The organism is Chthonomonas sp., from assembly GCF_035294505.1.
Taxonomy (GTDB): Bacteria; Armatimonadota; Chthonomonadetes; order Chthonomonadales; family Chthonomonadaceae; genus Chthonomonas.
On the sequence record NZ_DATGKU010000032.1, the window covers coordinates 1 to 25023 of the forward strand.

Genomic DNA, 25023 nt, shown 5'->3' on the forward strand with positions numbered 1-25023 from the left:
GAGAATGCAAAGCGCGCAGACCAGAAAAATTACCCGATAACTGCCGTGGTTCACAAGAGCACCTGTGACAATGATAGTGAGCGGCTGAGCCAAAGAGGCTGCGGTGGACTGTAGCCCCACGTAGAAACCCACCTCCTCCGGAGGCACGATGTCGGCCAATAGAGGGTAGCTTGAGGCGCTGAGAGCCGCGTTGCCGATGCCGGCCAACCCCATGACCCAGGCGATTTGCGTGAGGGTGGTGACCCGCAGCCCGCAAAGGCAGGCGATAAAGATAAGCAGGAAGCCGACAATGAGAGTCTTTTTGGGAGTAAGAACTCGGTCAGCTATTTGGCCTGCCGGAATAACGGCGAGGGCGGTAGAGGCCATAAGAATGAGAAACATTTGAGCGGCCTGATTGGCCGTGCAGTGTGTGATATGAATGACGAACTCGGTGAGCAGAGGCAGCACGGCGCCGATGCCAAGACCGGCAAGGAAGAAGCCAAGTAGTCCTAGCCGAGCCTGGCGTAAAACACGAAGCCCTTGAAGAGCGCGGACAAGCTGCTGTTTAAAGGAGGGGGGTTCAATGTCTCCTTCCGATGCCTCAAGAGGAGGAGGTTCCGGTGTGGTTAGACAGGTGATGAGTGCTAGAATGAGCATGAGAGCCGCAGAAAGCAGAAATTTGGTGGTGTAGTTGCCCGGCATGAGGAGGATCATCGCTTGTCCGAACAGTCCAAACAGGCTCCAGATGGCGGTAACGCGCCCCCGTTGTGGTTCCGGGGTGATGTCGGGTAGGAGCGCCTGATAGGGATCGTAGGCGATATTGAAAAGGACGGTGGATAGGAAGATGAGAAGCACAAGAAGACCAAGACGGATAGAAGAGGGGAGGTGGGTTGCCGCTGGAACCAGGGCGAGGAAGAGAGCGGCCAATGGAGTAAACAGCAGTATAAAGGGCCGTCGTTTACCGAGAGGGTGGCGCAAACGGTCGCTTGCGGTGCCCACAAGAGGTTGAATGATCGCCCCTTCAAAGGAATGGGTGCTGCCCATAAGCCCCATCAGAATGGCGTTTTTTGTGAAACTGCTGAGAAATGGGGCGATGAGGGCATTATTCAAAGAGAAGAAGGTGCCATAGCCGAAATTGGCCAAACTGTACCAAAAGATTTGGCTTGGGGTTAGAAAGCCTTGGGGGGCGCCGGAATCGTCCTTATTGGGGTTCACGCGATGTCGCTCCGCCTGGAAGATAGTTGAAGGCCTTTTCGTAGTCTGAAAGGTTATCTATGTCGTAGGCGACCTCGGGAGGAGCTTTGGCGTGCGCGAAGGCTCTGCACTGAAGTATCCTTTCGGCCCGTTGCACAATTTCGGGAACCGTGAGTTGATGGGTAAAAAAACGCCAGGCGACAACAGGCCCCACGCGAAGAGCCGTTTTCCACTGGCTCTTGCGTGAATGAAAGAGAGACTCTAATAAGGGCAGCAGATGCAGGTAGAGCGAGGTAGAGACGCGAAAAACGCAGCCTGTTGTCCAGTATCCGTCCTTTAACCGTACGAAGACCGCCGGCGAGCTAGGAAAACGGGCCTCAAACACCTCGCGACGCACGACGGGCACCACGAGGTCGGCATCGGCAGGGCATTCGTTAAGAAAGTTGGTTAGCACCTCGGAGGAGATAAAGGGCAGATCGGTGGTAAGCAGAAGCAGTTTCTCTGTGGGGCCGTCGGTTTGTTCGCACAGCCACTGAATGCCCAGCGCGATATTTTCCGGTGCCGAGTGTGCTGGGGGGACGACGGCATCGGCACCGCAGCGTCGGGCTTCGCAGGCGACTTCCTCGTTCCCGATAACTACAACACGCCTCACCTGGCGGGTGGAACGTAAGGCAGAAAGAGCACTACCTAGGAGCGTTTGCCCTTGCCAAGGGATGAGCGCTTTTATGGTTGTGCCAACTTTTGCCGCAAAAGCCCCACCAATGCGCCCGTCGGCGGGCAGGATGGCATCATAAAATTCCACCGAGCATGTCCTCTGCGCTCTTTATGTATCCTTATCACTCCGCCCTGCCGCCTAGGTAGCCGCAGGGCGGAGCGGTTTACTTACGATGTCTAGTCGGTTATGACACCGAGTTTTTTGAGCTGAGCCATATAAAACTCCGGTGGGTGGGCGCCGATGGCGTAGGTGCGCACGATTCCGTCTTTGTCTATGAAGAGGGTTGTCGGAATGCCTTGAACGCCGTAGAGCTTTGTGGCCACAGAATCTTCGGATTTTCCTGCCGGGTCTAACAACACGTTCATCTTGTATTCGGGATGTTTCTTTAAGAAGGCGGCGCAGGCATCGGGAGTGTCCCATGTGTTAACGGCCAGCACCACAACGCCCTTATCGGAGTACTTCTCGTAGATTTTCTCGATAGTAGGCATTACCATTTGGCATGGCCCACACCAACTCGCCCAAAAATCCACAATAACCACCTTTCCTTTGAGATCGGCGAGGTCCCATGTTTTCCCGTTGGTGTCTTTAAGGCTAAAGTCAATGGCCGGTTTCCCAACGTACTTTTGTTGCATCGCCAGCTCTTCGGGGTCATCGAGATCGGCTACCAGTTTCGCATCGCCGGGAGGGGCGAAGGTGAAAAGGTCGTTCGGGACGGCGGAATTCGTATGGACGTCGCTTAGCTCTTCGGTAACCGATTCGGCATCGTGTTTCCAGTAGGCGCCGGCCAGGAGGTGGGTCTGTTTGTTAAAGTAGATGTGAATGGTGGTGGCTCCCGCTTTGACGACCATATCGTTGCAAAGTTGCCCATGGTAGCTCGTGGGTGGGGCTAGTGTGGCCAAAGAGAGAAAGCCGGAGGCTTTATCAAGACTGTGTTGCACGATGAGCACCACAAGCACGCTCACGAAGCGGTTGCGGGGTATGGCGCCGAGGAGATCGTCGGACTTGGCCAAAGAGGTGGGGGCAGCGTCTTTGGTGTACTCCTGAACGGCTTTCCTGTAGGTGTAGAGGTTTTGTCCGTCCGAGATGAGGAGGTCATCGTCCGAAGAGGCTTGGACGTAGAAGCGATTGGGGCGTTTAAAGGCGAGTTTGGTAACAAAAGAGGTCGTTTTCTGATCAGCGGAGTGGAGAGTCCAGGTTTCAGTATGTTCGTAGGCGGTGAGCTTATCGTAGGCCGATGAGGCCGCTTTCAATACGGCTGCCACATCCGGCTTAACATTTTGCAGGCTGTTATCAGCCTTGGCAGCGCGTATGGGAGCGAGGCTGCAGAGAGCGCCGATGAGGCCTACAAAGAGGCGATGGTAGGTGTTCATAGATGTCTCCTTTCAAAACGAGCGCAGGATTTTCTGGCGCAGAGCGCTCTTCTCCTGCTCGCGGAGGGCCACGAGGAGATGCGACTGGCGTGTAGGCCCTAGCGTGATCCAGTGGGCGCCCGCGGGGACGGCAAATTGGAACAGGTCGTCGGGCACGGGCTGATCGATTTTCACGTTCTCGATGATCTCGGCGAGTTCGCTTTTATCTACCCCTTTTTGAACCGATGTATGGAGAAGGTGCGTTGTGGGGTCAAAATAGAGCGAAACGGGCATATCTTGGTCGGATAGATTGATCGAGAGAACCTGATAGGTCTTCCCGTTATCGGTTACGGTGGTTGGGGCTGGGGCCGCCTGGAAGCCAGCACGTAACTCTGGGTCAACTAGGGGATTCCCCTGAAGCATGAGGCTGACGAGGTAGGAGGCCACTCCATCGAAGTTCACATCATTTACGAAGTCGAACTGGGTGAGCGAGGCGGGCGCCCTAAGGCGCGTATAAGTTTTATCATTACCATCGTAGTTCACGATGTACTGCCCATCGGAGACGACGGTATTCGTGGAGTTGCTTTCCGAGCGATAGCAGTATTTGTTGGGGCGAACCATGGCCAGCGTATAGGCGCGGTCTACAATGATTTGGCCTTGGGCATCCCGTTGAATCAGCTCTGCGGTATGGCGATAGGAGTTCATATGTTGGTAGGCGGCAGTGGCCTGCTGCAGTAGGGTGGCAACTTCGGGACGTAGTCCACTGTAGGGGTTAGCCGTTGTGTTGTTCGGTTCCTGCGCCGCTGCCGAGACGCCCAAACAGGCTAACACTACCCCAAACCATCCAAAGAACCGAGCGACTTTCATACGAAGGCACCTCACTTAGGTTGTTTAATTTGAAAGGGAGCGCGGGCCAGGCGACGGGGCACCTAAGGCTCGCTTTGATCTATTATGGCCGCAATACGTTTTTCGAACTTATCAAGTATGGCGCATTTTTGACCTTGATTTACTCTCAAAACGCCGTCTTAGGCCTTCCCAAAAACCGCCAAAAGTATGTGTATTGTATTACGACTTCCTGCTTAGATTAGTTCCCAAAAGGCTTGTTGGGGGTTGAAAAGGGCTACACAGAAGGACTTCCTAGAAGCTTCTAACAAGGGGGATAAAGACACGCAAGGCTTTTGCGCGTGACGGCTAGAAACGGCTTCTAGCGGCAGCAGTAGGCCTTTTTGAAGAGGGACTCGCAAAGAGATGGGCTTAGGCCTAAGGCAAGTTTCGGCACACCTCAAGAGTTGGGGAAAAATAAGAAACACTTCACAATGGCCATTTTGTTTCACCCTTCGGCTTCGGCTTCTCCTCCTCCAAATTCGGAAGCGTCTTCGGCTTGCAGCTCTGCTTCGAGTTCATCGAGTTCGGAAAAGCCTACCTCACCCGTATCCCCTCGTAACCGGTTCCTTAAGCTCACCTCTATCCGCTTGGCTAATTTATCCAGGAACTGACGGTAAGCGGCATCGTCTCTACAATACTGCTGCATGCCCTCATAGCCTATCGCCAACAGCAACCGAACTAAGTCAAAGACCGTACCCTTGACGATCTCGCCTACGGCTTTGGCGTCCAAATAAGCCCTATCGTAGAGTTCCCGCTCTTTCCTCGTCTTGGCCGCTATCTCTTGGTAGTATCCGGCGCGCATGAGGGATTCATAAACCCGTGCTGCCGTCAGATTCCCCTCTTGGGCCGCTTCTAACAGCTTCTCAAGCGAAGCTTCCTCGCCCTCCACCCATACCCATACACGACCGTCTTCGTGCTTAGAACGTAACTCTCCTCGCTTTATCTTCTTGTAGATCGCTTCTCTGGTCACCCCTTTTTCGGCAGCATAGACGGAAGCTAAAATCCAGCGCCCTTTTTGACCTTCCATCTTCCCTCCTTGTTTGCGTTTGGTTCGTCTCCTCGACCTTACGGTTCGTCTCTCTCTATTAATATAAAGGCCTTGTGCTTTCAAGCCTTCTCGATTTCACACTCCATCCGAATGTACCACCACCGTTTGAAAGGAACCCTTTTTCCGCCTTCAGCGCACAGGGGGGTGGTGTGTGCGATTCACCAGGAACCCATCAGGGCAGACGCTGAGGGCGAAGCCGTGCCGCTCTAGGAGGGTTCGTAGCTCCTCGAAGTGTTCGGCTACGGCACGAAGCGGTACCATGAACTCTTCCAGCTGGTGAATGCGTACCAGGGCCTTGTTGTTGTCTTGGAGGTAGAAGTCAAAGGCAAGGCCTAACAAGACGGCAAGGCCTTCGATGTCTTGGGGCAAGGCAGGACGCTTGTCTTTAACGTAGGCAAGGGGCATAGCGGTGGGAACGTCGAAGTCGTAGCCGATCTCTCCATGCTCGTAGAGGGCATCGAGGGCTTCGATAGCGGCATCGTAATCGCATTCGGCTTGGGTACGAAGCTTTGGGAACAGCTGAGAGAGGGGCATCGTACCACCGGCTTCCAGCAGAATGCAGAGGGCGATAGCCGAAGCTTTGGTGAGGTTAGCCATGTTGTTTCTCCTTTCGCTTCAGGTCTTCAATGGCAGCAACAACAGCAAAAACATCACTCTTGAGAACTTGGGCTAAGACTTGCGGTGAATCCCACAAGGCTTTGCTTTTGGTGAGGAACTCTTTGTCTTCGTCACTAAGGGCAGGTCGTGCTATGATAACGTCGTTTTCCGCCTTTACGAGGGTGAAGGCAGGAAGGATTCTTTTTCGCAATTCCTCCATGTAAAATGCGACTTGCCCATAACCCGCTTGGTTTGGTGTCATACAAATTTCCCCTACCTGCTCAAGCCGTTTTCTGAGATAACATGCTAAATAATCTAACTTGGCGTTTACGTCAGCGGTGGGAGGTGGAGGTGAAGGGGAAGAGGGAATCTCCTCTACGGTGTGGTTCTCTTCAGCTGGAGGGGGAGCGGGTTCTGCTGCTTCGTCTTCGGCGAACGGGTCTCCCTCTTCGTCATCATCGAACGGATCTATATCGGCTTCTTCCTCCTCTTCGTCTTGATCAAAAGGATATTCATCGTCTTCTGTTAGCGTGTCTGTTTCCGACTCTTCAGAGAAGGGATTTTCGTCTTCATCGAAGGCATCGTCAATCACCCATTCGGGTTCTGCGTCGTCACCCCCCACCGGTGAGAGTTCATCCGCTTCCTCGTCGTCATGAAGTGTGTTTTCTTTATCCTCCTTAACCACCGCCCATTCTGGCGTTTCGTCCCCTTCAGTTGGGGGGATTTTTGAATCGGAGTCCGTAGAATCGTGTGACAAAATAGACAAAATTCGGCTTACCCCCCCTTTGGAACTAATTTTGTCAATTTTGTCACAGGTTTTGGGGGGATCGGAATCGAAAACGAGGGGGTTAACGAAGCATTTGGTGCTAGGCCTACCGGCCCCTTGGGGGTATATCTGATCGGTGCGAATCCATCCGTTTTTGGCCAAAAAGTTTAATGCGACCGAAACATCGTCTGCGGTAGCATGATACCATCGTTCGACATCCCGCATAGTAAACTCTCTTAGGCCTTCTTCCTTGATTCTTTTTGCGAGGGTGAGGGCGAGGTTCCGTGTGGTGTCCGAATTCGCTTGTGCGAAGGCATAGAGGGCATGCTGAACGCACCATCCTGCGATCTCTATTGCCCTCTCTAGGTTCTCCAGAGTGATTTTGGTGCTTTCCACATCCTCCACCAATTGGAGAATTCCAGCTATCCGCAACACCACTCCAGGTAATCGTGAACCCCATTCTTTTCTTTCGCAGAGTATCCCTCCTTCCCTCAAAAGGGGTTCCGCTTCGTTGTCATGATATCGGCAAAAACGCTCAAACGCTTCGGGAGACAAAATGAGTCGCGAAGGGTTTGGGAAACGCTCTATTCGTGCAGACAAGAGGGTTCGCATTAAAGTGCGCCATCTCTCTTTCAAGGACGGCTTAATCTCATCTCGACAGAAAGTGCGTTCGCCGGCTACAGGAGGACACCAACAATAGAGGAGACGTGCAAGGAAACCCGAAGCCACCAACTCCCCATCACGAAGCAGCTCTCTTGCGACATGAGGTTGAAGGCATGTGGTTATGGACGCTACGGCACGTGCGAGATCGACGCTCCGATCTCTTCGATCAACCACAAGGCGCGCTCCTCCATGGGCCTTCAGCAAGGCACCGGTAGTGCGCGCCAAGCGAGAAGCGTTTTCCGCATATCTTCCCCCTACCACAACCCGTAAAAGCTCAGGTTCGTCATCTAGGACGATGACCAGACCTTTGTTTTCTTCTAGGCGCTGCTCGAAGGCTTCAATGGTAGCACTCTGCACAAGTAGGCGAACGGGTTTCCGAACCTCTGGTTTTGTGAGTTCTTGCAGCTCCTGCTCGAGTGCAGCTCGTTCTGGCGCCGAACGCTCTAACTTTGAGAGTTTCGAGATTATCTCTTTTTTTCGCCCTTGATAGGCTTCCATGAGGGCTTCGGTGCGTTCTATCTCCTCCTCTGCTTCCTTGCGTTTTTTCGCTTCCCACTCGAGGAAGGGGGCAGTCACGAATTCAAAAACAGCACTCTTACGCTCCCCACTAGGCGCGATAGCCAGGACGTACAAACCTAACTCTTCCTTGTAGTCTTCTTTCGGCTCTACTCTCCATCCGCCGGCCACGCAAGCGCTAAGCGTGCCCAAAAGAACGCTGGTAGCGAGTTCGACAGAAACTTGTATTTTCGTGCTGATCTCTTCGGCCATCTCCCGAAGGAGAGAGGGGAAGCTTCCCAACGGAACAGGGGGAAGAATGACCTCTTCGTCGAGAGGAAGCGGGTAGTGCCATTCGATTTTGGCGACCGAAGCTTGTTCGAGTGCTTTTGTTAGCATTTCCAGAATCTCCTGTGGTATGGTTTTTCGATCTTTCAAAGTCTCAGGGGGCGTCAACGCATTGTAGAAACAATCGCTTTGGGCATGATATGAAGGGGCTACGACGCACAATTCGGTGTGCTGCGTTCGAACTTCAAACCCGCAAAGCCTTAGTGTAGCTTGCTTTTCTAAGAGTGGCGAAGGCAGCTCGCTAAAGGCGAAATAAACATGGTAGCCTTTTCCCGTCTTTTCAACGTGCGCGCTTTCTGCTTGGCACAATTCGAGGAACTCTTCGATCGTTAGACTGTTTGGTTCGAGAATTTTTTCTCGAAAGACATTGAGATCGTCAATGTCCAGCACCACCAAATTCCATCGTTGCCCACATACGACCGCTAAGTTCGAGGGCGATTGTGCCCTCTTTTCAAATTCTTTCGCATCGAAGGGGGTTTCCTGAAACTCCTTCCATGTCTCTATTGGGGCTTTTTCCCCGAACGGTATGGGAATAGGATTCAGACCAGCTTCTCGATATATTTGGGCAAAACGAAGCATCTGCTGCCGATCATAAAGTGCGAGGGCTTTCGTTTTCTCTAGTCTCATTGGAGCAGATTTTACGACGGCAGCGGCAGGGCGTTGGTCATTCAGCGGAACCAAAATACCCATTCGCTCAAACTCTCGCACGATGTCGCCGAAGGGGCATTCTCGAAAACAGTGGAGGAGAAGCTTCGTGCCTTCGATGGTGATCGAAAGCGAAGGGTGCTCATCACCGTTCGCATGATTGCTTCCGCAAGGGCAGCTGCAGATGTAGCCGCTTCCTGTTGGCGAAGCATTTTGTAATTTGTTTTCGTAGAAGATATAGGAACGATTCCCTAGTAAAATCGTTCTGGACATCTTATTCCTCCTTGTTTTTAGCCGGCTTCGTGCCGGCAGTGTCTTTTTTTTGCTTTGGCAAGGGGGGGGCGTTCCTTGCCTTGAAGGAGAGGTTTGCCGGCCTTCCTCCAGCTTTTAGTTTGCATGCCCCTCCTTGCCATTGTCTCGCTCTGCGAGTAACAGAGCGATTTCGTCAAGCTTGTAGATGGCGGCCATTTTTTGAAGGAGAAGCCCACCAGGTAGGTGGTGCCCATTCTCGATAGCGGCAAGATACCGCTCGCTAATCCGAAGTCTCTTAGCTACCTCTTCTCGTGTAAGTCCCGCTGCTTCTCTAGCTTCCTTGAATCTTCGTCTCATTCTCTATCTCCTCCAGCTTTGCGGCAAGCGTAGCGGCAACTTCGGCGCGCCCCTCACGAATGGCTTTTTTGAGTTCCATCTCAATAAATTCACGAGGTGCGACCCATATCTGCCATTGGCGATAGTGGCGTCGAACTGGTGCCTTAATCAAACCTTTCTTGATTCGGTTGTAAGCTCCAAAGTATTCAAGACCATTCAGTTCGGCGTACTCTTTGAGCGATACCCACATCTTTTTGGTTCTCCTTTGGTTCGGGTTCTAACAAGTTATGCCACGTCGCTTTACCAGGGCCCGCTAATAGGCGGAGGTGAATTTTTTTTGGGGCCAAACAAAAAGCCCTTCCGCCATAGAAAAGCGAAAGGGCTAGAGGGTTTTAGGGGTGTGTGTGGGGTTTAGCCTACTTCTTCTTCCCCAAGTTGGCCAAGGGGCTTGCTACCTCATGTTCCCTTGCCATATCGGCACCGGCGAGCTGCACATAACGGTTCGTCATGGCCAAGCTGGTGTGTCCTAGTATCTTCATCAAGGGCAGTTGGCGCCCACCGTTCCTCAGGAACATAATCGCGAAGGTGTGTCGCATCGTGTGGGGGGAACACCGCTTACCCGTGATCTTAGCCTTCTTGCCCAACACTTCAAAGAGTCGGTCTGCAGACGCACGGACGAATCGGGTTCCTCGTTCCGTGACGAAGAGGGGGTCGTCATCTTTTATCCCTTCTCGTGTCTTGATGTAGCTTACCAGCGCCTTGTAGCATCGAGGGGAAATCGGCACGACACGCCCTTTGTTGCCTTTGCCGTGACGAATGAACACCTCTCGTGTCCTGATGTTGATGTCATCAACGTTGAGGTTTAGGGCTTCGCTGATGCGCATACCCGTGTCCAAGAGAAGGCACAACAAGGCGTAGTTGCGTTCGGCATGTCTTGTTTGCTTTGCGGCTTCGAGTAGGCGCATGACCTCGTCTTCTGTGAAGGGGGCGATTTCGTCTTGCCGAATGATAGGACGTGGCACGCCCTCTAGAATGTCTACGTCGAGTTCCCCTTCTTCGAGAAGATAGCTTACGAAGCTACGAAGGGCGGTGTAGCGGGAGTTGACGGTCCAGGGTTTAAGCCCTTTGCGCTGGAGATAGGCAAAGAAGGCCTTGAGGGTTTCGGTGTTGAGACGGTCTCGTTCGTGTTCTTTAGCGAAGCGTAAGAAGGTTTTGAAGCTTCGCTTATAGCAGTCAAGGGTGTTATCGCTTACGCCACTGATCTGTTTGGTGTACAGGAAGCTTTGGAAGTAGGCTTCTGCAGCTTCGATAGAGAGCGACTCTTTCAGGGTAACGTCCACTCGTTTGGCCAAAGCGGCCAAAGTATTTCGATTGTTGTGAAGCATGTATCCCTCCATAGCGGAGGAAGGCCGGCATAATGAGAGTATATCACGTTGTTTTAAGTCTCGTCAAGCTTTTTATGCCTGAGTTCGAACTTATCAAGTTCCTTGCAAAGGAGGGCATAAAGCTCTGTATCGGTTGCCTTCGCCTCTTGCAGGCATGCGAAGAGATAGTCGTATCCTTCCAGGGGGCAGCCCTCCAGGAGGAACTTATGCGCGCGTGCCCCTATTTTGAAGGCGATGAGTTGCTTGTTGGAGAGTTTAGGGTTCACGCGCGTTATCCTCCTTAGGAGGATGGTTGTTATTCGTGTTGTTACGTTCTATAGAACCGTTCTGCTGTTTTCCTCGGCCGCGCCCTCCGCGCCGTCTGCGGCGTCGCCTGCCGGCAGAGAGCGGCTCCCCGGTATCGGCGGGTTCCTCTTCGCTGCCGTTTGCCGCAGGCGCCTCTGGCTCCAGCCCTAGCTCCTCGCGCGTGGGGGCGAGCACCGCTTGCAGGGTCTCTAGGGCCTCCGCCACCACGCTTGGGTCGAGATCGGTTTTTGGCAGCGCCTCAGGCAGCAGGGGAGACGCGGCGTCTTGCACCGGCTCATCCAGATGAGGAAGGCCAATGCGCTCCATCTGATGGTAAGAGGCGGCAAGGAGGAGATAGGTTGTGCCTTGGCGCAGAGGCAGCGTATATTCGGCGGTTTCCTGGGAGAGCAGGCGGCATTGAGCGAGGTCATAGAGAGCAGCGGGAGCTGGCAGGCGCAGGACACACCGGCCATCTTGTGTGGCATGAAGGACGATCCACCCCGATCCGGCCTCTACGATGTGTTCGCCCTCAGAAACCCACAGGTGGGCGCCGGCGAAACGGCAAAGCCCGCGCAACAGTTCCAGCGGTAGAACCGTCTCGCCGATAAAAACGGACTTCCAATCGCCAAGCTGTTTCACCGCCATGGAGGGCAGGCCGGTTTCGATATATTCGGCCAGCACGATGGCATCGGGATCATCCACATAAAAAGAGGGGTTTAGACGCTCCCGATAGCCAAATTCGAGGTCGGTAAGGCGTTCCGTTATGGGGTGGGCGGTTTGCACAACTCGCGAGCCCATTTCAGCGCTCCAAGGTTGCATGCGCAAGCGAATGCCCACCACATCGAAGGCGGTCTCCTCCATGCCGCTTGAAGCGCGTGGTTTCGCCTCGCACGTGCCCGGCGCGTAGAGCCAAACGAGTGTTTTTTTGCCGGAGTGCAACTTCTCGCGAATGGCCGTTCGCTGCTCCGACGTAAGGCGGAAGGGATTGAGAAAAATGTAGAGCTTGCCTTCGGTTGGAAAGTTCGGCGAGGTGATGTCGCTTTGCAAGTAGAGGCCATATTCAACGCCGCAGCGCTGCACTACATCGCGCATCTCGGTGGTGAAACGACGGAAGAACCCCTCACCACGCTGGATATGAAGCAGGCTCTTTTCATCTATCAGAACGACCACTTCCGGGTCTTTTCGAGGGATGCCGGGGGCAGAGACGATATTGGCGAAGAGGTTCAGGCGTTTCCAGATGGCCTCGTCATCGAGCCAGCCTTCCCCCCAGAGGTCCATCCAGCCTACGGCGGTGCGATGAACAAGGGCGCGGCCTATGGTGCGCAGTTGAGCCTGTTCGGTTTGACGTGCGTCTGCAAGGCGCGGGTTAAAATCGTCGGGTGTTTTGTTGGGAACGGCTAGATGGGTTTTGGTATCGTCTTCCGAGAGCCACAGTTTGCCGTGAAGCCACATGGAGTCGACCGGAGCCGGAAAGGAGGCGGCCCCGCCGGGCTTTCTATCTCGATAGGAAGGAGGGCCGCAGATTAGGTCTATGCAACGCTCGGCCAGCAGCCTATCGAGGGCAAGATGACCGCTGTATCCGTGGGTGAACTCGAACGTGTACCCGTAGCATACCGAAACCAGGGCGCGGTAGGCTGTAGCGCGTTTCACGGTGCGCGCCAGGGAAACGATACGTCGTGCGGTGGTTTCGGAGGTGAACTCCATAAAGTCAATGAGGTGGCGTTCGCGGCGTGTCTCAAAGAAGGCGCGCGTTGGGTCGGGTTTGGTGGGAAGAGCGGGTATTTCCGCCGTATGAAACTGCACGTCGCCATCGAACCACGCTGCGCGGAGGGCTATAAGGCTACCTTGGTAGCGCTCGCGAAGCCAGTCTCGAAAAGCGTCACGATTGGCCATCGAGCGGTCGAAGCCGAGATCGGCGGGTTGAAACCACTCCCCTCGTTCGAGGTGATAGCCGAAGATGCGTTCGCCCCAAGGTTGCAGGCGCAGGTGCTCGATGAGGGTTTGCAGGGAGCGTTCGCACTCTTGCCAAAACCGCTGGCTTGTGATGGAGGGATCGCCGATGGTGCCGTCGGCGTAAGTGCTCATCTCAAGGGGATACTCGCGTCGCCAGCCGGGAGCCGGGTAGAACACGAGCCGTGGCATGACGAACCCTTCAGGGTCGGCCTCAAGAATGGCGCGTAGGCGTGAGTCGATGATCTCCAGTGTCTCACTCGCTTCGGAGAGGGGGCAGGGGAGTTCGATCAGAGTGGAGTGGAGATGAATGCCCGCTTGGGCTGCCTGACGAATCTCACGAAGCACCTGGGCCGTGCATTTTTCGTCGCTCAGGTTACCAAAGAAGAGAGTGGGCGGATAGGCCCAACCGTTGATCAGAATCACCGGCATGCCGTCGCGCTCCACAATGTGGGCACCGACGGCGATATCTATGGGCGGTTCTTCTGCGGAGGGCAGCGTCTCCGGCAGAGCCGGCGCGCGTTCGGTACGTCTGCGGGTAGTACGTGCCCGCTCTCTTGGGTAGGCCGTAGCCGATGCGGGTGCGGCATCAAGGCCGACGCCCTTCCCCTCAAGGCCGACGCCCTTCCCCTCAAGGCCGACGCCCTTCCCCTCGTCGAGCGACTTTTTTGCGCCTCGCCGCGTGGGTTTAGTCTCTGCTGTCTTTTGGGCATCGGAGCGCTTTTGCGGGCGTTCTATGGGGGCGGTAGGCGCTTCTATGTCGGCTGCCGATTCGGGTGTCGGCAGCGCTTCCTGAGTAGGTAAAGCTTGTGAGGTGACCTCTAAGGGAGGCGTTTCTGAGGGCGGTTCCGCTAGGGGGCTAACGCTCTCCTGAGAATCTGGCGCTGCGGGGAGGGGTGTCAGCGTTGAAGCCTCCTCCCCTTTTTTGCGTCTAGACGTGCGACGCGGTTTAGACACCGGCTGCTCGGCGGAGGAAGGCTCCTCTGTTTGCACTTCGGCGAGGCTAGCGCCTTCGGCTGTCGTGCCGTCGTTCCCTGTTCCTTTGGTTTCTGGGGGCGCCTTAGCCAATGAGGTTCCCTCCGCCGCAACATCGGCGGCATTTGGAGGCGATGGTTCGACCGCGCTCTTTTTGCGTCGGCGTGTTGTGCGTTTCGCAGAGGAGGCTTTGGGGACAGGCTCCTCGGCTGTCTCTAACGTCTCTGAGCTTTGGGTTGCACTCCCCTCTACGTCTTCCGAGTTTTCATTGTTTGTTGCCGTTAAACTTGTCCCAGATGCCGGTTCCGATGTGGATGCTGCGGCAGACCCCGTGCGCCTACGGGTTCGGCGGCGCGTTGCGGGCGGCGCATCCGCATCAGACGGCCCCTGCGTAGGAAGCGTCTCCTCTGAAGCGTTCGGAGTGTCGGCTTCCTGCCGGAGTTCGTCGTGGGTCATTCAGTTGTCTCCTAATCTCTGTTCCGCCGCATAGTGTGCGGAGGGAACGGCCTTCAACCAACATGGGCGTCGAATAGGCGCTTATTCCCTCTTGAAGAAGTCAGGTTTTGTCAAATTTCAGCTTTGCCGCTGAGCCTAGGTGCAGCGAGCGCCTTTTTAAGGCCGCGTTATAACGGTTGTCTCGCTCTTTGCATGGAGGGCCTCACGAAGCGAGATTTGAGCCTAGATTGCAAATCGAGTATCAGCGGCACCGAGTTCCCTGTGCTTAGACGCGAAGCCCTTGCGGAACAACTACAATTATACTATGCAGTATGCTTTTTGACAAAAATCCTCTCGTAGCCTCTACGAGAGGAAGTGAACCAAAAGAAACTCTCTGTCTAGGTCTAAACATCCGAGGTCAGGACTTATATCCTCCAAACATGCAATGTAAGGCCATCCACTACCGACACACCAAAACCGATGAGGCGATGCCCGCGGCATAACCTGTAGCTTTCCTTTAGACCCGGTGTGAGTTCAGGAGTTCAGGTTTAAGCGGTATCGTTTGGCTGCGTTCCGGCCCTACGGAAAGCATGGCGATGGGGAGTTGAGTCAGTTCCTCCACTCTTTGGATATAGCGCAGGGCGGTGGAAGGCAGGTCTTTAACATCGCGCACGCAGGCGAGGTCTTCATGCCAACCTGGAAGGGTTTCGTAGAGGGGGGTCACGGTGTTCTCCATGAAAATCTCGACGGAGGGTACGTCGAGGGTGCGGCCTTGCCTATCGGCGTAAGCATAACAGATTTTCACCTCATCTAGGCCGGAGAGAACATCGAGATGGCCCAGAGCAAGGCATGTAAGCCCATTGATCTGGGCGGAGTAGCGGAGGACGGGAATATCGAGCCACCCACATCTTCTTGGGCGGCCGGTGGTGGTGCCGTATTCGTGGCCTTTTTCTCGAATATATTGGCCGGTGGCGTCGTGCAGTTCGGTGGGGAACAGGCCGGCCCCAACACGGGTGGTATACGCTTTGGCAACGCCGACTACACCGTTAATGAGGGTAGGCCCCACGCCGGTGCCCAGACAGGCCCCGCCCGCAATAGGGTGCGACGAGGTGACATAGGGATAGGTGCCCAAGTCTATATCGAGCAAGCTCCCTTGTGCGCCCTCAAAAAGCACGCCGCCCTGCACGGCCGCAGCGTGGATGAGGGGAGTTGTATCGCAGACATAGGGTGTTATCTGTTCGGCGTAGACTGCATACTCCTCGAAAAGCGCGTCGGCGTTTAGTGGGGGCTGTTGATAGACATGGGTTAATATAGCGTTTTTAAGCGCGAGCACCTCCGTGAGGCGTTCTCTAAAACGCGTTGGATGAATGAAATCGCCGAGGCGAATGCCGATGCGGGCGGCCTTATCGGCGTAGGCCGGGCCGATGCCACGACCGGTTGTCCCGATTTTCGCTTCGCCCCGTCGGTTCTCTTCGAGTTCATCGAGGAGACGATGATAAGGGAGAATGACATGGGCGGCTGCGGAAAGGTGAAGGTTGTGTAGTTCCACGCCACGCCGTTTGAGATCGGCGATCTCTTCGGAAAGGATGGCCGGGTCTATAACGGTGCCCGCCGCGATAACGCATTGAAGGTGCGGATGAAGGATGCCGGCAGGAATGAGATGGAAACGAAACTCCTCGTTACCTACTTTCACCGAGTGGCCGGCGTTGTTGCCACCGCCGTAGCGAACCACCATGCGCGCCTCTTGGGCCAAATAGTCTATCAGCTTCCCTTTGGCTTCGTCGCCCCACTGCGCGCCCACAATAACTAAGTTGTTCATACGTTTCTCGACCTCCAGCCCCACGGGAGTCGAAGCCGCGCGGGGCGGTTTCGTTCCTCCCTTTTCCCTCCACCTGAGGGGATCCGGAGGCGATAGAATAGCGGCATAGGGCTGCCAAACTTCTCGTATTTTTTAAAATGCAACCCCAAATGCCGAACTATTATAGCACAAAGCTTTCCATACGGGGAATGAGAGCCGTACCGACCCTCTTTGCCTAAAGAGGGTCGGTGTGTTGTTAGGTTAAAGCGGGAAGCGGAGTTGAAGCGTGAAGAGCGCAGGGCCAAATCCGGCAAAATGGACGGCGCCCTCAAGCCCTAGCTCCCGTGTGAAGTTGGCTCCGAAGACGATTTTGCCACCAAATCGCGTTCGCTCACCAAAGTAGGGGCCGATGCCAAACCCAAGATAGGGGTTATGGATGCCGACGAAGGCCGGATGGTAGATCAGATCAAAGGTGAGCGGGAAGAGGGTGGAAACTCCACCGAAGTTCGCCGAGACGATGGCATCAAAATCGATTCGAGCGCTAGAACCCCTTCCGAAATGAACTCCGGGCACGTCGAGGTCTACCCCACCGTCGAATTTGGTGCGAGGGGAAAGCTCCGCTCCTAATCGCAGGTTGAGAGGAACGAAATGACCTCCAATGATAGGCCCAACCTGACAGGGAGCGGATTTAGAAAAGAGATCGGGGGTTGGACGCTGGAGGACAGGCGAAGACGATGTGGCAGGGAGCGAGGGCGTATCCGCTTTGGCGAACAGAGGAACGCTTACGAGCGTGGCGAAGGCGATGGCTTTGCTCAGCTGAAAGCGGGAAATCATGGGCGAAAAACCTCCTCATCGAGAAAGATATTGATTTGAGAAAGGAAAAAGGCAACCTCTTTAGTCTAGCATATTGGAAGCGATTCAGAGAAATTTTGTTCCCTGTCTTCAAGAAAGCTGCCTCGTCCTCTTGGCGAGCTAGGCTGATGGCCACAAAATGCGAAGCAACATGCCGTCGAGCAATAGCCCCAAACAGGCCATTACAACGGCCCAAAGCTTCCACTTGCGGAAATGGAGCGATTGCAGAAGCAGCATAACACCGAGGAGAAAAGCTGGAATGGCGCTCTGCTGCACTCCGTAGACCAGCGCTCTATGGACAGAAGGCGTTAGCGCATGCTCTCGCCAGAGCGAGGCGGTTCCTCCCATAAAGAAGAGCATGACAAAGATAAAGACGAGGCAAGCAATCCGCTCGTTCGTTCCGAGGTCGGCGGCGCATGCCGTGATGAAGAGACTGAGGGCAAGTAGGCCGGAGATGCAAAGACTGGGAAGTAGGGAGGTAAAAGCGGTAGGCTCTTGGTAGAGATGTACTGCCATCATGGCAAGCGGCGAGAGGCAGAGTAGCCAAAGCGGTAAAAACCAGAAGGCCACTTGCCGAAAGGTGGGCCGTGCGGGCAGTACGCGAAGGAACACCGGAATCTGCACTTGGCCAGCGCTGCCTTCTACCGTGATGTGATCTTCAAAGGCGCCCGTTTCCCAGACTCTTCTGCTATCGGCCACAATCTGGAGCGTTTGTCGAGGATGTTGAAAGTTGATGGGACTTACCTCAACCCACTCTGGAGCATGAACAACACATCCCTGCACAGGCCCCTGCACCCCTTTAGAGAGTACCCGTGCGCGCACGGTGCGCTTTTCTCCTTTTCGCAGTTCGCCAAAATCTATCTCCTGCGGGTCGGCAACCATAAGGATGGGGCGTGGACGCCTTCGGAAGAAGGTTTTGGGGGCTGCAGGCTCCGGCAGCACCTCGGCAACGACGGTACCTGGCATCTCTTGTGCCCTCTGCACCGGTGGAGGGTTTTCTAGGCGGGTTGCTGTGCGATTGGACGGGATGGGAGAAGCGGAATAGGCGGGTGGGGGTTGTAGACGCACCTCTGCGGTTTCGGGCGACAGGCTGGTGCGCAGCGCTACAAGCTCGTCACGGAACGCGCGAGCCGTGGCATAGCGATCTTGCTTGTTGCGAGCCAGCGCGCGCTCAAGTATACGTTCCAGCTCAAGACCAACACTCTTCCCCTCAAGGCCAGTACTGGGGTCCCCAGAAAATCGCAAGATTTTCTGGGGCAGGGCGCCCTCCCCCTCAAGGCCGACGCCCTCCCCCTCAAGGCCGACGCCCTTCCCCTCAAGGCCGACGCCCTTCCCCTCAAGGCCGACGCCCTCCCCCTCAACAAGCGCCTGCGGTAAGTATTCTGTGATCGGGGTTGGGCTTTCTGTTTCCAGTACCCGTTTCCATGCAAAGGGGTCTCGCGTTTGGCGTACTTTAAAAGGGCGTTCTCCGGTCAGCATTTCGTAGAGCGTAACCCCCACAGCCCAGAGGTCGGAGCGATAGTCAGACCGGTCTTCAGAGGAAAAGTCTTCCGGGGCCATGTAGGCGTAGGTGCCGGCGCCACCGGCATAGGCATTGGTGGCCAGGATTTCGGCAAGCCCAAAATCCACCAGTTTCACCACCCCGTCGCGACCCACCAGGATGTTGGCCGGTTTGATGTCGCGATGGACGGTCTGGAGGTTATGGGCATAATCGAGGGCATCGAGCACTTGAATGGCGATGTCGAGGGCCTGACCAAGCGGGAGGGAACCCTCCTCGCGTAGGATTTGGGCCAGGTTTTTCCCGCGCACATACTCCATGTCAATGACCAGATGTCCCTCAATGCGATCGATACTATGCACGCGCACGATGTTCGGGTGATGAAGGCGGTCTAGCAGGCGTGCCTCTTCAAGAAAGCGTCTTACATCTCCCGCTTCCGCATCTATCTCCTTGAGGGCCACCTGGCGATTTAAGAGTGTGTCGCGGGCAAGATAGACGATTCCAGAGGCCCCATGGCCTAGAATGTCAAGGCGTTCATATTTACCGAGCATTCCTAAGGGCATCGTTTTATCTCGCTTGAGAGGGGGATGGTTCAGAGTTTTGCGGGCGCGCCGGGTAGGCCTGAATAGATTTCAGTCGCCCGTTGTCAATGACGTAGATCGTCCCCGAAGGTGCCACAGCTAAGCAGGTAGGGGCTACCAGGGATCCCTTCCCGATGTCGGCCGCGACGCGCGTGCCTTCCGGTGTAAATTTCTCGATACAGCGTAGGTCAGGTCGAATTTGATAGCGATTTCCTGCCCTATCTAAAGTAAGGAAAAAATGGGCGGTAGGTTTCGTTTTCTTTGTGGATGTTTCTGGCGCAGGAGGGAGTTGTGCATTTACCGGGATAGGGCGCAGAAGGTGGGTTTGGGGGTTGAAGTCCATCAGCTTGCCTTGAAGGTTGACCAGCAGGAGGTCGCCGTTGGGCATGATCTGGAGAACATCGTTGCGCAGCGGCATATCGAGCAGTTTTGTGGCGGTGGTGGCATAGCTTAAAGGCCCGAACACGGCGGGTTTGGGCGGTGGCTGGGAGCGTACGATAGGCTGAGGAGGCGCTACATGGTGAAACTTGGAGCGCAGATAGTATATCCCGGCGGCTTCGGTAAGAGCCACCAAGAGCAACACAAGCGTGGCAACGACCCAACCTACGGTAACTTTGGAAACAGATTTGGGGGCAGCAACCGCTTCCGGTGCGAGAGCGTGGCGCCAAGTGGCGGCATTGTCGGTAGGGGTTTCCTCGTCGGATGGCAGAAGGGCGCTTACGGGGCCATAACGCGCCACAATCGCCGTTACATTGTCGGAGCCGCCGTGGTGCAGCGCCGATTCAACCAGCCGATTGCAGGCCTCTTGAGGATCGGCGGAGGAGACGAGAATTTGGGCGATCTCCCGCTCGTTCACTTCGGTGGTGAGGCCATCGGAACAGAGGAGCAGGATGTCGCCTACTTCAAGGGAGTGCAACGAGGTATCCACCTCTACATCGGGTGCGATGCCGATGGCGCGGGTAATGACGTGGCGATACCGATTCGCTTCGGCCTCCTCGCGGGTCATGCGCCCGGCCTGTATCTCCTCCCATACCGCCGAGTGGTCGGCCGTAAGGAGGCTTAAGCGTCCATGACGGAGGAGGTAGGCGCGGCTGTCGCCGACGTGAGCGATGGCCAACATGCCGTTGCGAATGAGGGCACAGACACAGGTGGTGCCCATGCTGCGTTGCTCGATGCGATCGGCGCGACGGGTGAAAACCTCTTGGTTGGCAACCCGAAAGGCCTGAAGTAGGAGGCTTGGTAGCTCTTCATAGGGGCTTGTCTGCAAAAGCTGATGGATGGTCTCCGGCACCGTATGGGCGGTGATTCGGGAAGCCACATCGCCTCCACCCATTCCGCCCATCCCGTCGGCAACGAGCAGAACGCAGTCGAGCAGCCCGTTAAGAGCCGCCCCGTCAACAACGGCAAAGCTATCTTCGTTGTGCTCACGTTTGAGGCCGACGTCGGTACGACACCCAACGCGAATCGGAATCGGTTCAGCAACGATCTGCACGTTTTATCTCTCCCCTAATCGCGGCTTCGGCGGAGCAAGCGAACGACCAGAAGTCCAAAAAAGAGAAAAATAATCAGTAATGCGAAACGTAGTAGTCCTAAAACAATCATGGTTAACTTCCGATCTCAAAGCTGAGCAGCACGTCCCCCAGCTGAATACGGTCTCCGCTATGCAAAACGGCGATCTCGTCCGGCTCAAGCAGCATATCGTTCAGTTTTACGGGGGCACCCTCCAGCGGCTCGACGCGATAGCGACCCTCCTGAAGGAACATACGGGCGTGCCGAATGGCCACATTTCGATAGGGCAGAACGATATCATTGGTGATGCCGCGGCCTATGTAAGCCTCTGAACCGAGCACGAAACTATCGCGTACCTTGTCGCCCTCTAGAAGCAGCAGTTCCGCCTTCGTTGCGGGGGAGGGGTGAACGGCATCTCCCTCAGCGGCAGCGCCGCCGAATTGAGCGATGACCGCTTTAGGTTCAGGAGCTGTTGGTTTTGCTGAACCGTTCGGCACCGGCTTGGCCTCTTGTTCAAAGACCAGGTGGGTGCTTCCGATAAGGATATCATCACCGGGCTGCAGCACATAGCTTTCTACGCGATGCCCATTAACCCAGGTTCCGTTGGTACTGTCGAGATCATAGAGTGTGAAACGTCCGTCTTTCTCGCGTTCGATGCGTAGGTGGCGTTTGGAAACCATGGGGTCTTCTTCCAGCACGAGGTCGTTGCCGACGCGCGACGAACGCCCGATATAGATGGTGCTGCGCAGCAGGGGATAGCGAAAGACCGATTTTCCAGGCGTTTGAATTTGAAGGTAGGCCGTTGCCATGCCGGCAACGGTTTGGCTCTCCTCCCCGGCGCGACCCACTGCGGCAACGGTGCGATCTTCTTCTAGGGGCATCTGCGGGGATGCGGGGGTGGCTACGCGAGCGGTGTAGCGGCTACGAATGGATATTTTGGGGGGATGTCGCTCCTCCACTTCTTCGGGCGTTAGCACTTTCAGCACGAATTCCAGCTCCCCTCGAATATGGTACCGGTTCTGACGACAGTAGCGCCGAACGGCCTCCTCAAGCTCCGCTTTATCGAGGAACGAGAGGAGGTACTCTTTCTCCTCCTCATCTTCTGGGCAGAGTTCGAGGATGTACTGGTTAGGCACATAGGTGCGCGTGTCGAAACCCTCTTTTCGATTCTCCTCCAGTTCGGTGAGGATCATGCGCAGAATATCGCGGGGGCGTACATCGTCGTTGCCACCAAAAAGTCCCTCATACCATTGGGCAAAAGAGCGATTGATCTTTTCAAAGATATCCATCTTGCCAGCCTCCTAGCAGTAACGATTGCATTATAGCTTCAATCAAGCAATGCCGTCAACGTTGGCCGTTTAGAACGGGTGGCCGCGAAGAAAAGCTTCAAAAAACTGAAACGCCGTGAATAGTATTCCGTCTTTCTATTTGGAATTGCCGCTGCTCAAGAGTGTGCAAGCGGTTTTGTTCGATGAAGAAAGGAAAAAAGCAAGGTGTCGGTGATTTGGAGATCACGTTGCGTGCTCACGATGGCATGCCTTTTCTTTGCGACCAGTTTCCCCAGTTGGGCCACCCGCACAGCTCCCACACAAGTTATCTCTCGTGCACCGGTTGGGGCCGATATGGTAGCGCAGATACGCGCGCTGTCGGAGAGCGGGGAACTCTGTTTCTTGAGCGCTTTTTGCCAGACGAACCTGCCCAGTGAAGTGGCTTTCTGTCAGGCGGAAAGAACATTGAAGTTGCATGCCGATCTGTTGTATCAGGCGGAGCGACTTGCCGGAGGGAGGAGCGCCTCCGTTCCGTGTACGGAGCACTATCCGTTTGATCTCACCTCTCCCGCCGCAACGATATTTCGAGGAAGCGCCATTTTGTTGGTCGCTGCAAGCCGCGTTTCCATGAGGAAAGGAGAAAAGGACGTGGCGCTGCGCTACGAGAAACTTCTCTTTCAGTTGGCCAAGCGCCTGGGAGCTAACCCCTGCCTAAGTGCCTGCCTAACGCAGGCTGCTATCGAACGGCTCGCCCTTGAAAACCTGCGTTTTTTCTTGGCCGTGGAGGGCAAGAATAGCGCGTTTGTGAAAGAGGCTTTGGCTTGTTATCGGCAGGGCTATATTCTGCCGAATTTCGTGAGCGCGTTAAAGGGCGAACGGCGGCTTTTGCTTTGTGAATGCGCGACGAGGGAGGGGCAGGCGAAAGACGATACCACCGAGGTACTTACCCGCCTCAATAAGGCGCTTCCTCTGGTGACAAAGCCCTACTGGCAGGTTGTGGATAAGCTTAAAGCGCTTGATCGGAAGGGAATGAACGGTTCCGCTGAAACCGGCTTGAAGCGAGGTGCTCCTCATGCCTTCTATGCCGACATCGCCAAAGTGCGCGCCGATGTGATGGCCCAGTCGTTGCTGACCCGTTCGGCCCTCGAACTGCTCGCATGGCGCAGTGCCTCCGGCCGGCTACCGGAAAGGCCGAATCTGTCGCACTGGCCACGTGATCCTTACACCGGCCATGCGCTAGGCTATAGCAAGATAAGGAACGGATTCCATCTCTATTGTGAAGACAGCGAAACACCCTCATGGAATCATGAGTTCTTTTGGCGGTCGCAGGATGAACTTTTTCACAGACCGCCTGCTCCTAAGGGGCTTCGCCCAGGCCTTATGGTGGCTCAACAGTCCTAGAGATGCCAGAACTTTCCGCCGTAGGTAGGCTGCCTTTGGAAGGATTTTCTCTTGGGCTGCCCTGTTCCTAATAAAAAGCGTGGGTGCGGAGGGCGGCTCGAGTAGAATATTCAAGGCGCATCTGCATATCGCACATGGCTCGGTATGGGCAGGAGGTCAATATGGAACAGCATCGCGGGATCGTTGTGGCCAAACGGGGGCTGGTGGCCGCCTCACAGCCGTTGGCAGCGGCGGCGGGATTGAAGATGTTAATGGACGGCGGCTCTTTTGCCGATGCCGCCGTCGCGACATCGGCTGTGCTCTGTGTAACAGAGCCTCATGCAAGCCACCTCGGCGGGGACGCTTTCCTTATCGTTTATGAGGCTGCCACCGGTAAAACCTATGCCTTTAACGGAAGCGGCAAGGCTCCGCAGGCCGCTACGGCCGAGCGCTTTGGTGCTGCCATTCCCACGCGCGGCGTGCTTTCTGTGGCGGTGCCCGGCCTGGTGGACGTGTGGCACGAGTTTCATAAACGATGGGGACGTTTGCCGCTTTCCAAAGTTTTGGAGCCGGCCATTGCCTATGCCGAGCAGGGTTACCCAATAGGTTTTCGCACAGCCCGTGTTTTTCGCGACTCGCAGGCGTTGTGGCAGGAGTTTCCCGATACGTTACGGGCGCTCACCGGTCAGGATCGTCCCCCTGCAGTAGGCCAAACCATACGGCAGCCCGCTTTGGCAAAAACTCTCGCTCTTATTGCCGACTCTGGGCGAGAGGCCTTCTATGAGGGCAAGTTGGCCGAAGAGATAGCGCGTTTTTGCCGGCAACGAAGTGGTCTGTTGAGCTATGAGGATTTGGCGAACCACCGCACCTGGGTGGGGGAGCCGATAGAAACGAGCTACCGTGGCCATACCGTTCATGGCCAGCCGCCTGTATCTCAAGGACTGCTTTTGCTTGAGGAGCTGAACCTGGTAGAGGGTTTTGAACTTGCGCAGATAGGGCCCCTGAGCGCCGATGCCATCCATGTGATGGTAGAGGCGAAAAAGTTGGCCTTTGCCGATAGGGCGCGATGCTTGGGCGACCCCGATTTTGTGTCGGTTTCTGTGGAGAAACTTCTGGATAAGAGCTATGCCGCCCGCCGACGCAATGAAATTCGGATGGAACGGGCCTCTTCTCTGCAAAGCTATTCAGAACCGACGCACGATACAACCTATTTTTGTGTGATGGATGGCGACGGCAACGCGGTAAGCTTTATACAAAGCGTGTTTTGGGGATATGGCTCCGGCGTTGTGGTGGAGAACACCGGCATTTTGCTGAACAACCGGCTTAGCGGTTTTTCTCTAGACCCCAAAAGCCCGAACTTCCTGCAGCCGGGCAAAAAGCCGTTGCACACCCTCAATGCCTGGCTTATTACCCGGCAGACGGCGGGTGGGGAAGACGTGGCCTACGTGGGCGGAACCCCAGGGGCCGACTGGCAGGTTCAAACGAGTTTACAGGTGATCTGTAACCTACTCGATTTTGGCATGAATCCGCAACAGGCATTGGAGGCTCCTCGTTGGGCGCACGGCCCTTCCGTTGCGGGAAACGGGCCGGCAAATCTTCTGCAGATCGAAAGCAGGGTGGATACGGCGGTAATAGAGACGCTTCGGCGTCGGGGGCATGAGGTAGCGCCTATCGGCCCGTGGGCTCACGGAAGCGCTTGCCAGCTCATTGCACGTGATGCGCAAACGGAGGCTTTGCTTGGCGCTTCCGACCCCCGTTGCGATGGGGAGGCGGTGGGATTTTAGCGTGTATGAATGGGTTTAAGGCGGAGCGGTTGCGCCTGGCCCGCTCGGCAC

Annotated in this window: 19 protein-coding genes; 2 read left to right on the forward strand and 17 right to left on the reverse strand. The window is 55.5% G+C overall.

Features of this window, described 5'->3' with window-relative positions; genetic code table 11:
• The 17 genes from VKV18_RS01055 to VKV18_RS01135 all read right to left on the reverse strand — a co-directional run.
• A partial coding sequence (locus VKV18_RS01055) for an MFS transporter (RefSeq protein ID WP_324202376.1) occupies positions 1–1194 on the reverse strand: 1194 nt, incomplete at its 3' end.
• Complete coding sequence (locus tag VKV18_RS01060; RefSeq protein ID WP_324202377.1) at positions 1181–1975, reverse strand: nucleotidyltransferase family protein; 795 nt, start codon at positions 1973–1975, stop codon at positions 1181–1183. The genes VKV18_RS01060 and VKV18_RS01055, both read right to left, overlap by 14 nt.
• A gap of 89 nt (positions 1976–2064) precedes the next feature.
• Positions 2065–3258, reverse strand: coding sequence for a redoxin domain-containing protein (locus VKV18_RS01065; RefSeq protein ID WP_324202378.1), 1194 nt, complete (start codon positions 3256–3258; stop codon positions 2065–2067).
• Between the two features lie 12 nt (positions 3259–3270).
• A complete protein-coding gene (locus tag VKV18_RS01070; protein ID WP_324202379.1) occupies positions 3271–4104 on the reverse strand; it encodes a hypothetical protein in 834 nt (277 codons plus the stop codon).
• A 463-nt stretch (positions 4105–4567) separates the two neighbouring features.
• Positions 4568–5149 (reverse strand): hypothetical protein, encoded by a 582-nt coding sequence (locus VKV18_RS01075; RefSeq protein WP_324202380.1) that lies wholly within the window; start codon positions 5147–5149, stop codon positions 4568–4570.
• Between the two features lie 150 nt (positions 5150–5299).
• A complete protein-coding gene (locus VKV18_RS01080; protein WP_324202381.1) occupies positions 5300–5767 on the reverse strand; it encodes a hypothetical protein in 468 nt (155 codons plus the stop codon).
• Entirely contained in the window at positions 5760–8957 is a 3198-nt protein-coding gene (locus VKV18_RS01085; RefSeq protein ID WP_324202382.1) for a DUF3987 domain-containing protein, read from the reverse strand. Before VKV18_RS01085 ends, VKV18_RS01080 begins: the two co-directional genes overlap by 8 nt.
• Before the next feature lie 114 nt (positions 8958–9071).
• Positions 9072–9293, reverse strand: a complete 222-nt coding sequence (locus tag VKV18_RS01090; RefSeq protein ID WP_324202383.1) for a helix-turn-helix transcriptional regulator — start codon at positions 9291–9293, stop codon at positions 9072–9074.
• Complete coding sequence (locus VKV18_RS01095; RefSeq protein WP_324202384.1) at positions 9268–9522, reverse strand: hypothetical protein; 255 nt, start codon at positions 9520–9522, stop codon at positions 9268–9270. The genes VKV18_RS01090 and VKV18_RS01095 overlap by 26 nt, the downstream gene beginning before the upstream one ends.
• A 166-nt stretch (positions 9523–9688) precedes the next feature.
• Complete coding sequence (locus VKV18_RS01100) at positions 9689–10657, reverse strand: tyrosine-type recombinase/integrase (protein ID WP_324202385.1); 969 nt, start codon at positions 10655–10657, stop codon at positions 9689–9691.
• Between the two features lie 53 nt (positions 10658–10710).
• Positions 10711–10923, reverse strand: coding sequence for a hypothetical protein (locus VKV18_RS01105; RefSeq protein WP_324202386.1), 213 nt, complete (start codon positions 10921–10923; stop codon positions 10711–10713).
• Positions 10913–14323, reverse strand: coding sequence for a hypothetical protein (locus VKV18_RS01110; RefSeq protein WP_324202387.1), 3411 nt, complete (start codon positions 14321–14323; stop codon positions 10913–10915). Before VKV18_RS01110 ends, VKV18_RS01105 begins: the two co-directional genes overlap by 11 nt.
• Before the next feature lie 496 nt (positions 14324–14819).
• Positions 14820–16121 (reverse strand): adenylosuccinate synthase, encoded by a 1302-nt coding sequence (locus VKV18_RS01115; RefSeq protein ID WP_324202388.1) that lies wholly within the window; start codon positions 16119–16121, stop codon positions 14820–14822.
• A 240-nt stretch (positions 16122–16361) separates the two neighbouring features.
• The gene (locus VKV18_RS01120; RefSeq protein WP_324202389.1) at positions 16362–16934 is read right to left on the reverse strand and encodes a hypothetical protein; all 573 of its coding nucleotides are present in this window, start codon (positions 16932–16934) and stop codon (positions 16362–16364) included.
• Positions 16935–17072: 138 nt separating this feature from the next.
• Complete coding sequence (locus tag VKV18_RS01125) at positions 17073–19013, reverse strand: serine/threonine-protein kinase (protein ID WP_324202390.1); 1941 nt, start codon at positions 19011–19013, stop codon at positions 17073–17075.
• Positions 19014–19017: 4 nt separating this feature from the next.
• Positions 19018–20523 carry a Stp1/IreP family PP2C-type Ser/Thr phosphatase gene (locus tag VKV18_RS01130; protein WP_324202391.1) on the reverse strand — a complete coding sequence of 502 codons (1506 nt, stop codon included), beginning with the start codon at positions 20521–20523 and terminating at the stop codon, positions 19018–19020.
• Positions 20524–20635: 112 nt separating this feature from the next.
• The gene (locus tag VKV18_RS01135) at positions 20636–21829 is read right to left on the reverse strand and encodes an FhaA domain-containing protein (RefSeq protein ID WP_324202392.1); all 1194 of its coding nucleotides are present in this window, start codon (positions 21827–21829) and stop codon (positions 20636–20638) included.
• Positions 21830–22033: 204 nt separating this feature from the next.
• On the opposite strand from VKV18_RS01135, the gene VKV18_RS01140 reads away from it, so the two are divergent.
• Together VKV18_RS01140 and ggt are read left to right on the forward strand one after the other, a co-directional pair.
• Positions 22034–23209, forward strand: coding sequence for a hypothetical protein (locus VKV18_RS01140; RefSeq protein WP_324202393.1), 1176 nt, complete (start codon positions 22034–22036; stop codon positions 23207–23209).
• Between the two features lie 161 nt (positions 23210–23370).
• A complete protein-coding gene (gene ggt, locus VKV18_RS01145) occupies positions 23371–24972 on the forward strand; it encodes a gamma-glutamyltransferase (RefSeq protein WP_324202394.1) in 1602 nt (533 codons plus the stop codon).
• The last annotated feature ends 51 nt before the right edge of the window (positions 24973–25023 follow it).

Excerpts from the sequence above, each read along its gene's own strand:
- VKV18_RS01065 (WP_324202378.1), bottom strand. The coding sequence starts at position 3,258 with ATGAACACCTACCATCGCCTCTTTGTAGGCCTCATCGGCGCTCTCTGC.
- VKV18_RS01070 (WP_324202379.1), bottom strand. The coding sequence starts at position 4,104 with ATGAAAGTCGCTCGGTTCTTTGGATGGTTTGGGGTAGTGTTAGCCTGT.
- VKV18_RS01075 (WP_324202380.1), bottom strand. The coding sequence starts at position 5,149 with ATGGAAGGTCAAAAAGGGCGCTGGATTTTAGCTTCCGTCTATGCTGCC.
- VKV18_RS01080 (WP_324202381.1), bottom strand. The coding sequence starts at position 5,767 with ATGGCTAACCTCACCAAAGCTTCGGCTATCGCCCTCTGCATTCTGCTG.
- VKV18_RS01085 (WP_324202382.1), bottom strand. The coding sequence starts at position 8,957 with ATGTCCAGAACGATTTTACTAGGGAATCGTTCCTATATCTTCTACGAA.
- VKV18_RS01090 (WP_324202383.1), bottom strand. The coding sequence starts at position 9,293 with ATGAGACGAAGATTCAAGGAAGCTAGAGAAGCAGCGGGACTTACACGA.
- VKV18_RS01095 (WP_324202384.1), bottom strand. The coding sequence starts at position 9,522 with ATGTGGGTATCGCTCAAAGAGTACGCCGAACTGAATGGTCTTGAATAC.
- VKV18_RS01100 (WP_324202385.1), bottom strand. The coding sequence starts at position 10,657 with ATGCTTCACAACAATCGAAATACTTTGGCCGCTTTGGCCAAACGAGTG.
- VKV18_RS01110 (WP_324202387.1), bottom strand. The coding sequence starts at position 14,323 with ATGACCCACGACGAACTCCGGCAGGAAGCCGACACTCCGAACGCTTCA.
- VKV18_RS01115 (WP_324202388.1), bottom strand. The coding sequence starts at position 16,121 with ATGAACAACTTAGTTATTGTGGGCGCGCAGTGGGGCGACGAAGCCAAA.
- VKV18_RS01120 (WP_324202389.1), bottom strand. The coding sequence starts at position 16,934 with ATGATTTCCCGCTTTCAGCTGAGCAAAGCCATCGCCTTCGCCACGCTC.
- VKV18_RS01125 (WP_324202390.1), bottom strand. The coding sequence starts at position 19,013 with ATGCCCTTAGGAATGCTCGGTAAATATGAACGCCTTGACATTCTAGGC.
- VKV18_RS01135 (WP_324202392.1), bottom strand. The coding sequence starts at position 21,829 with ATGGATATCTTTGAAAAGATCAATCGCTCTTTTGCCCAATGGTATGAG.
- ggt (WP_324202394.1), top strand. The coding sequence starts at position 23,371 with ATGGAACAGCATCGCGGGATCGTTGTGGCCAAACGGGGGCTGGTGGCC.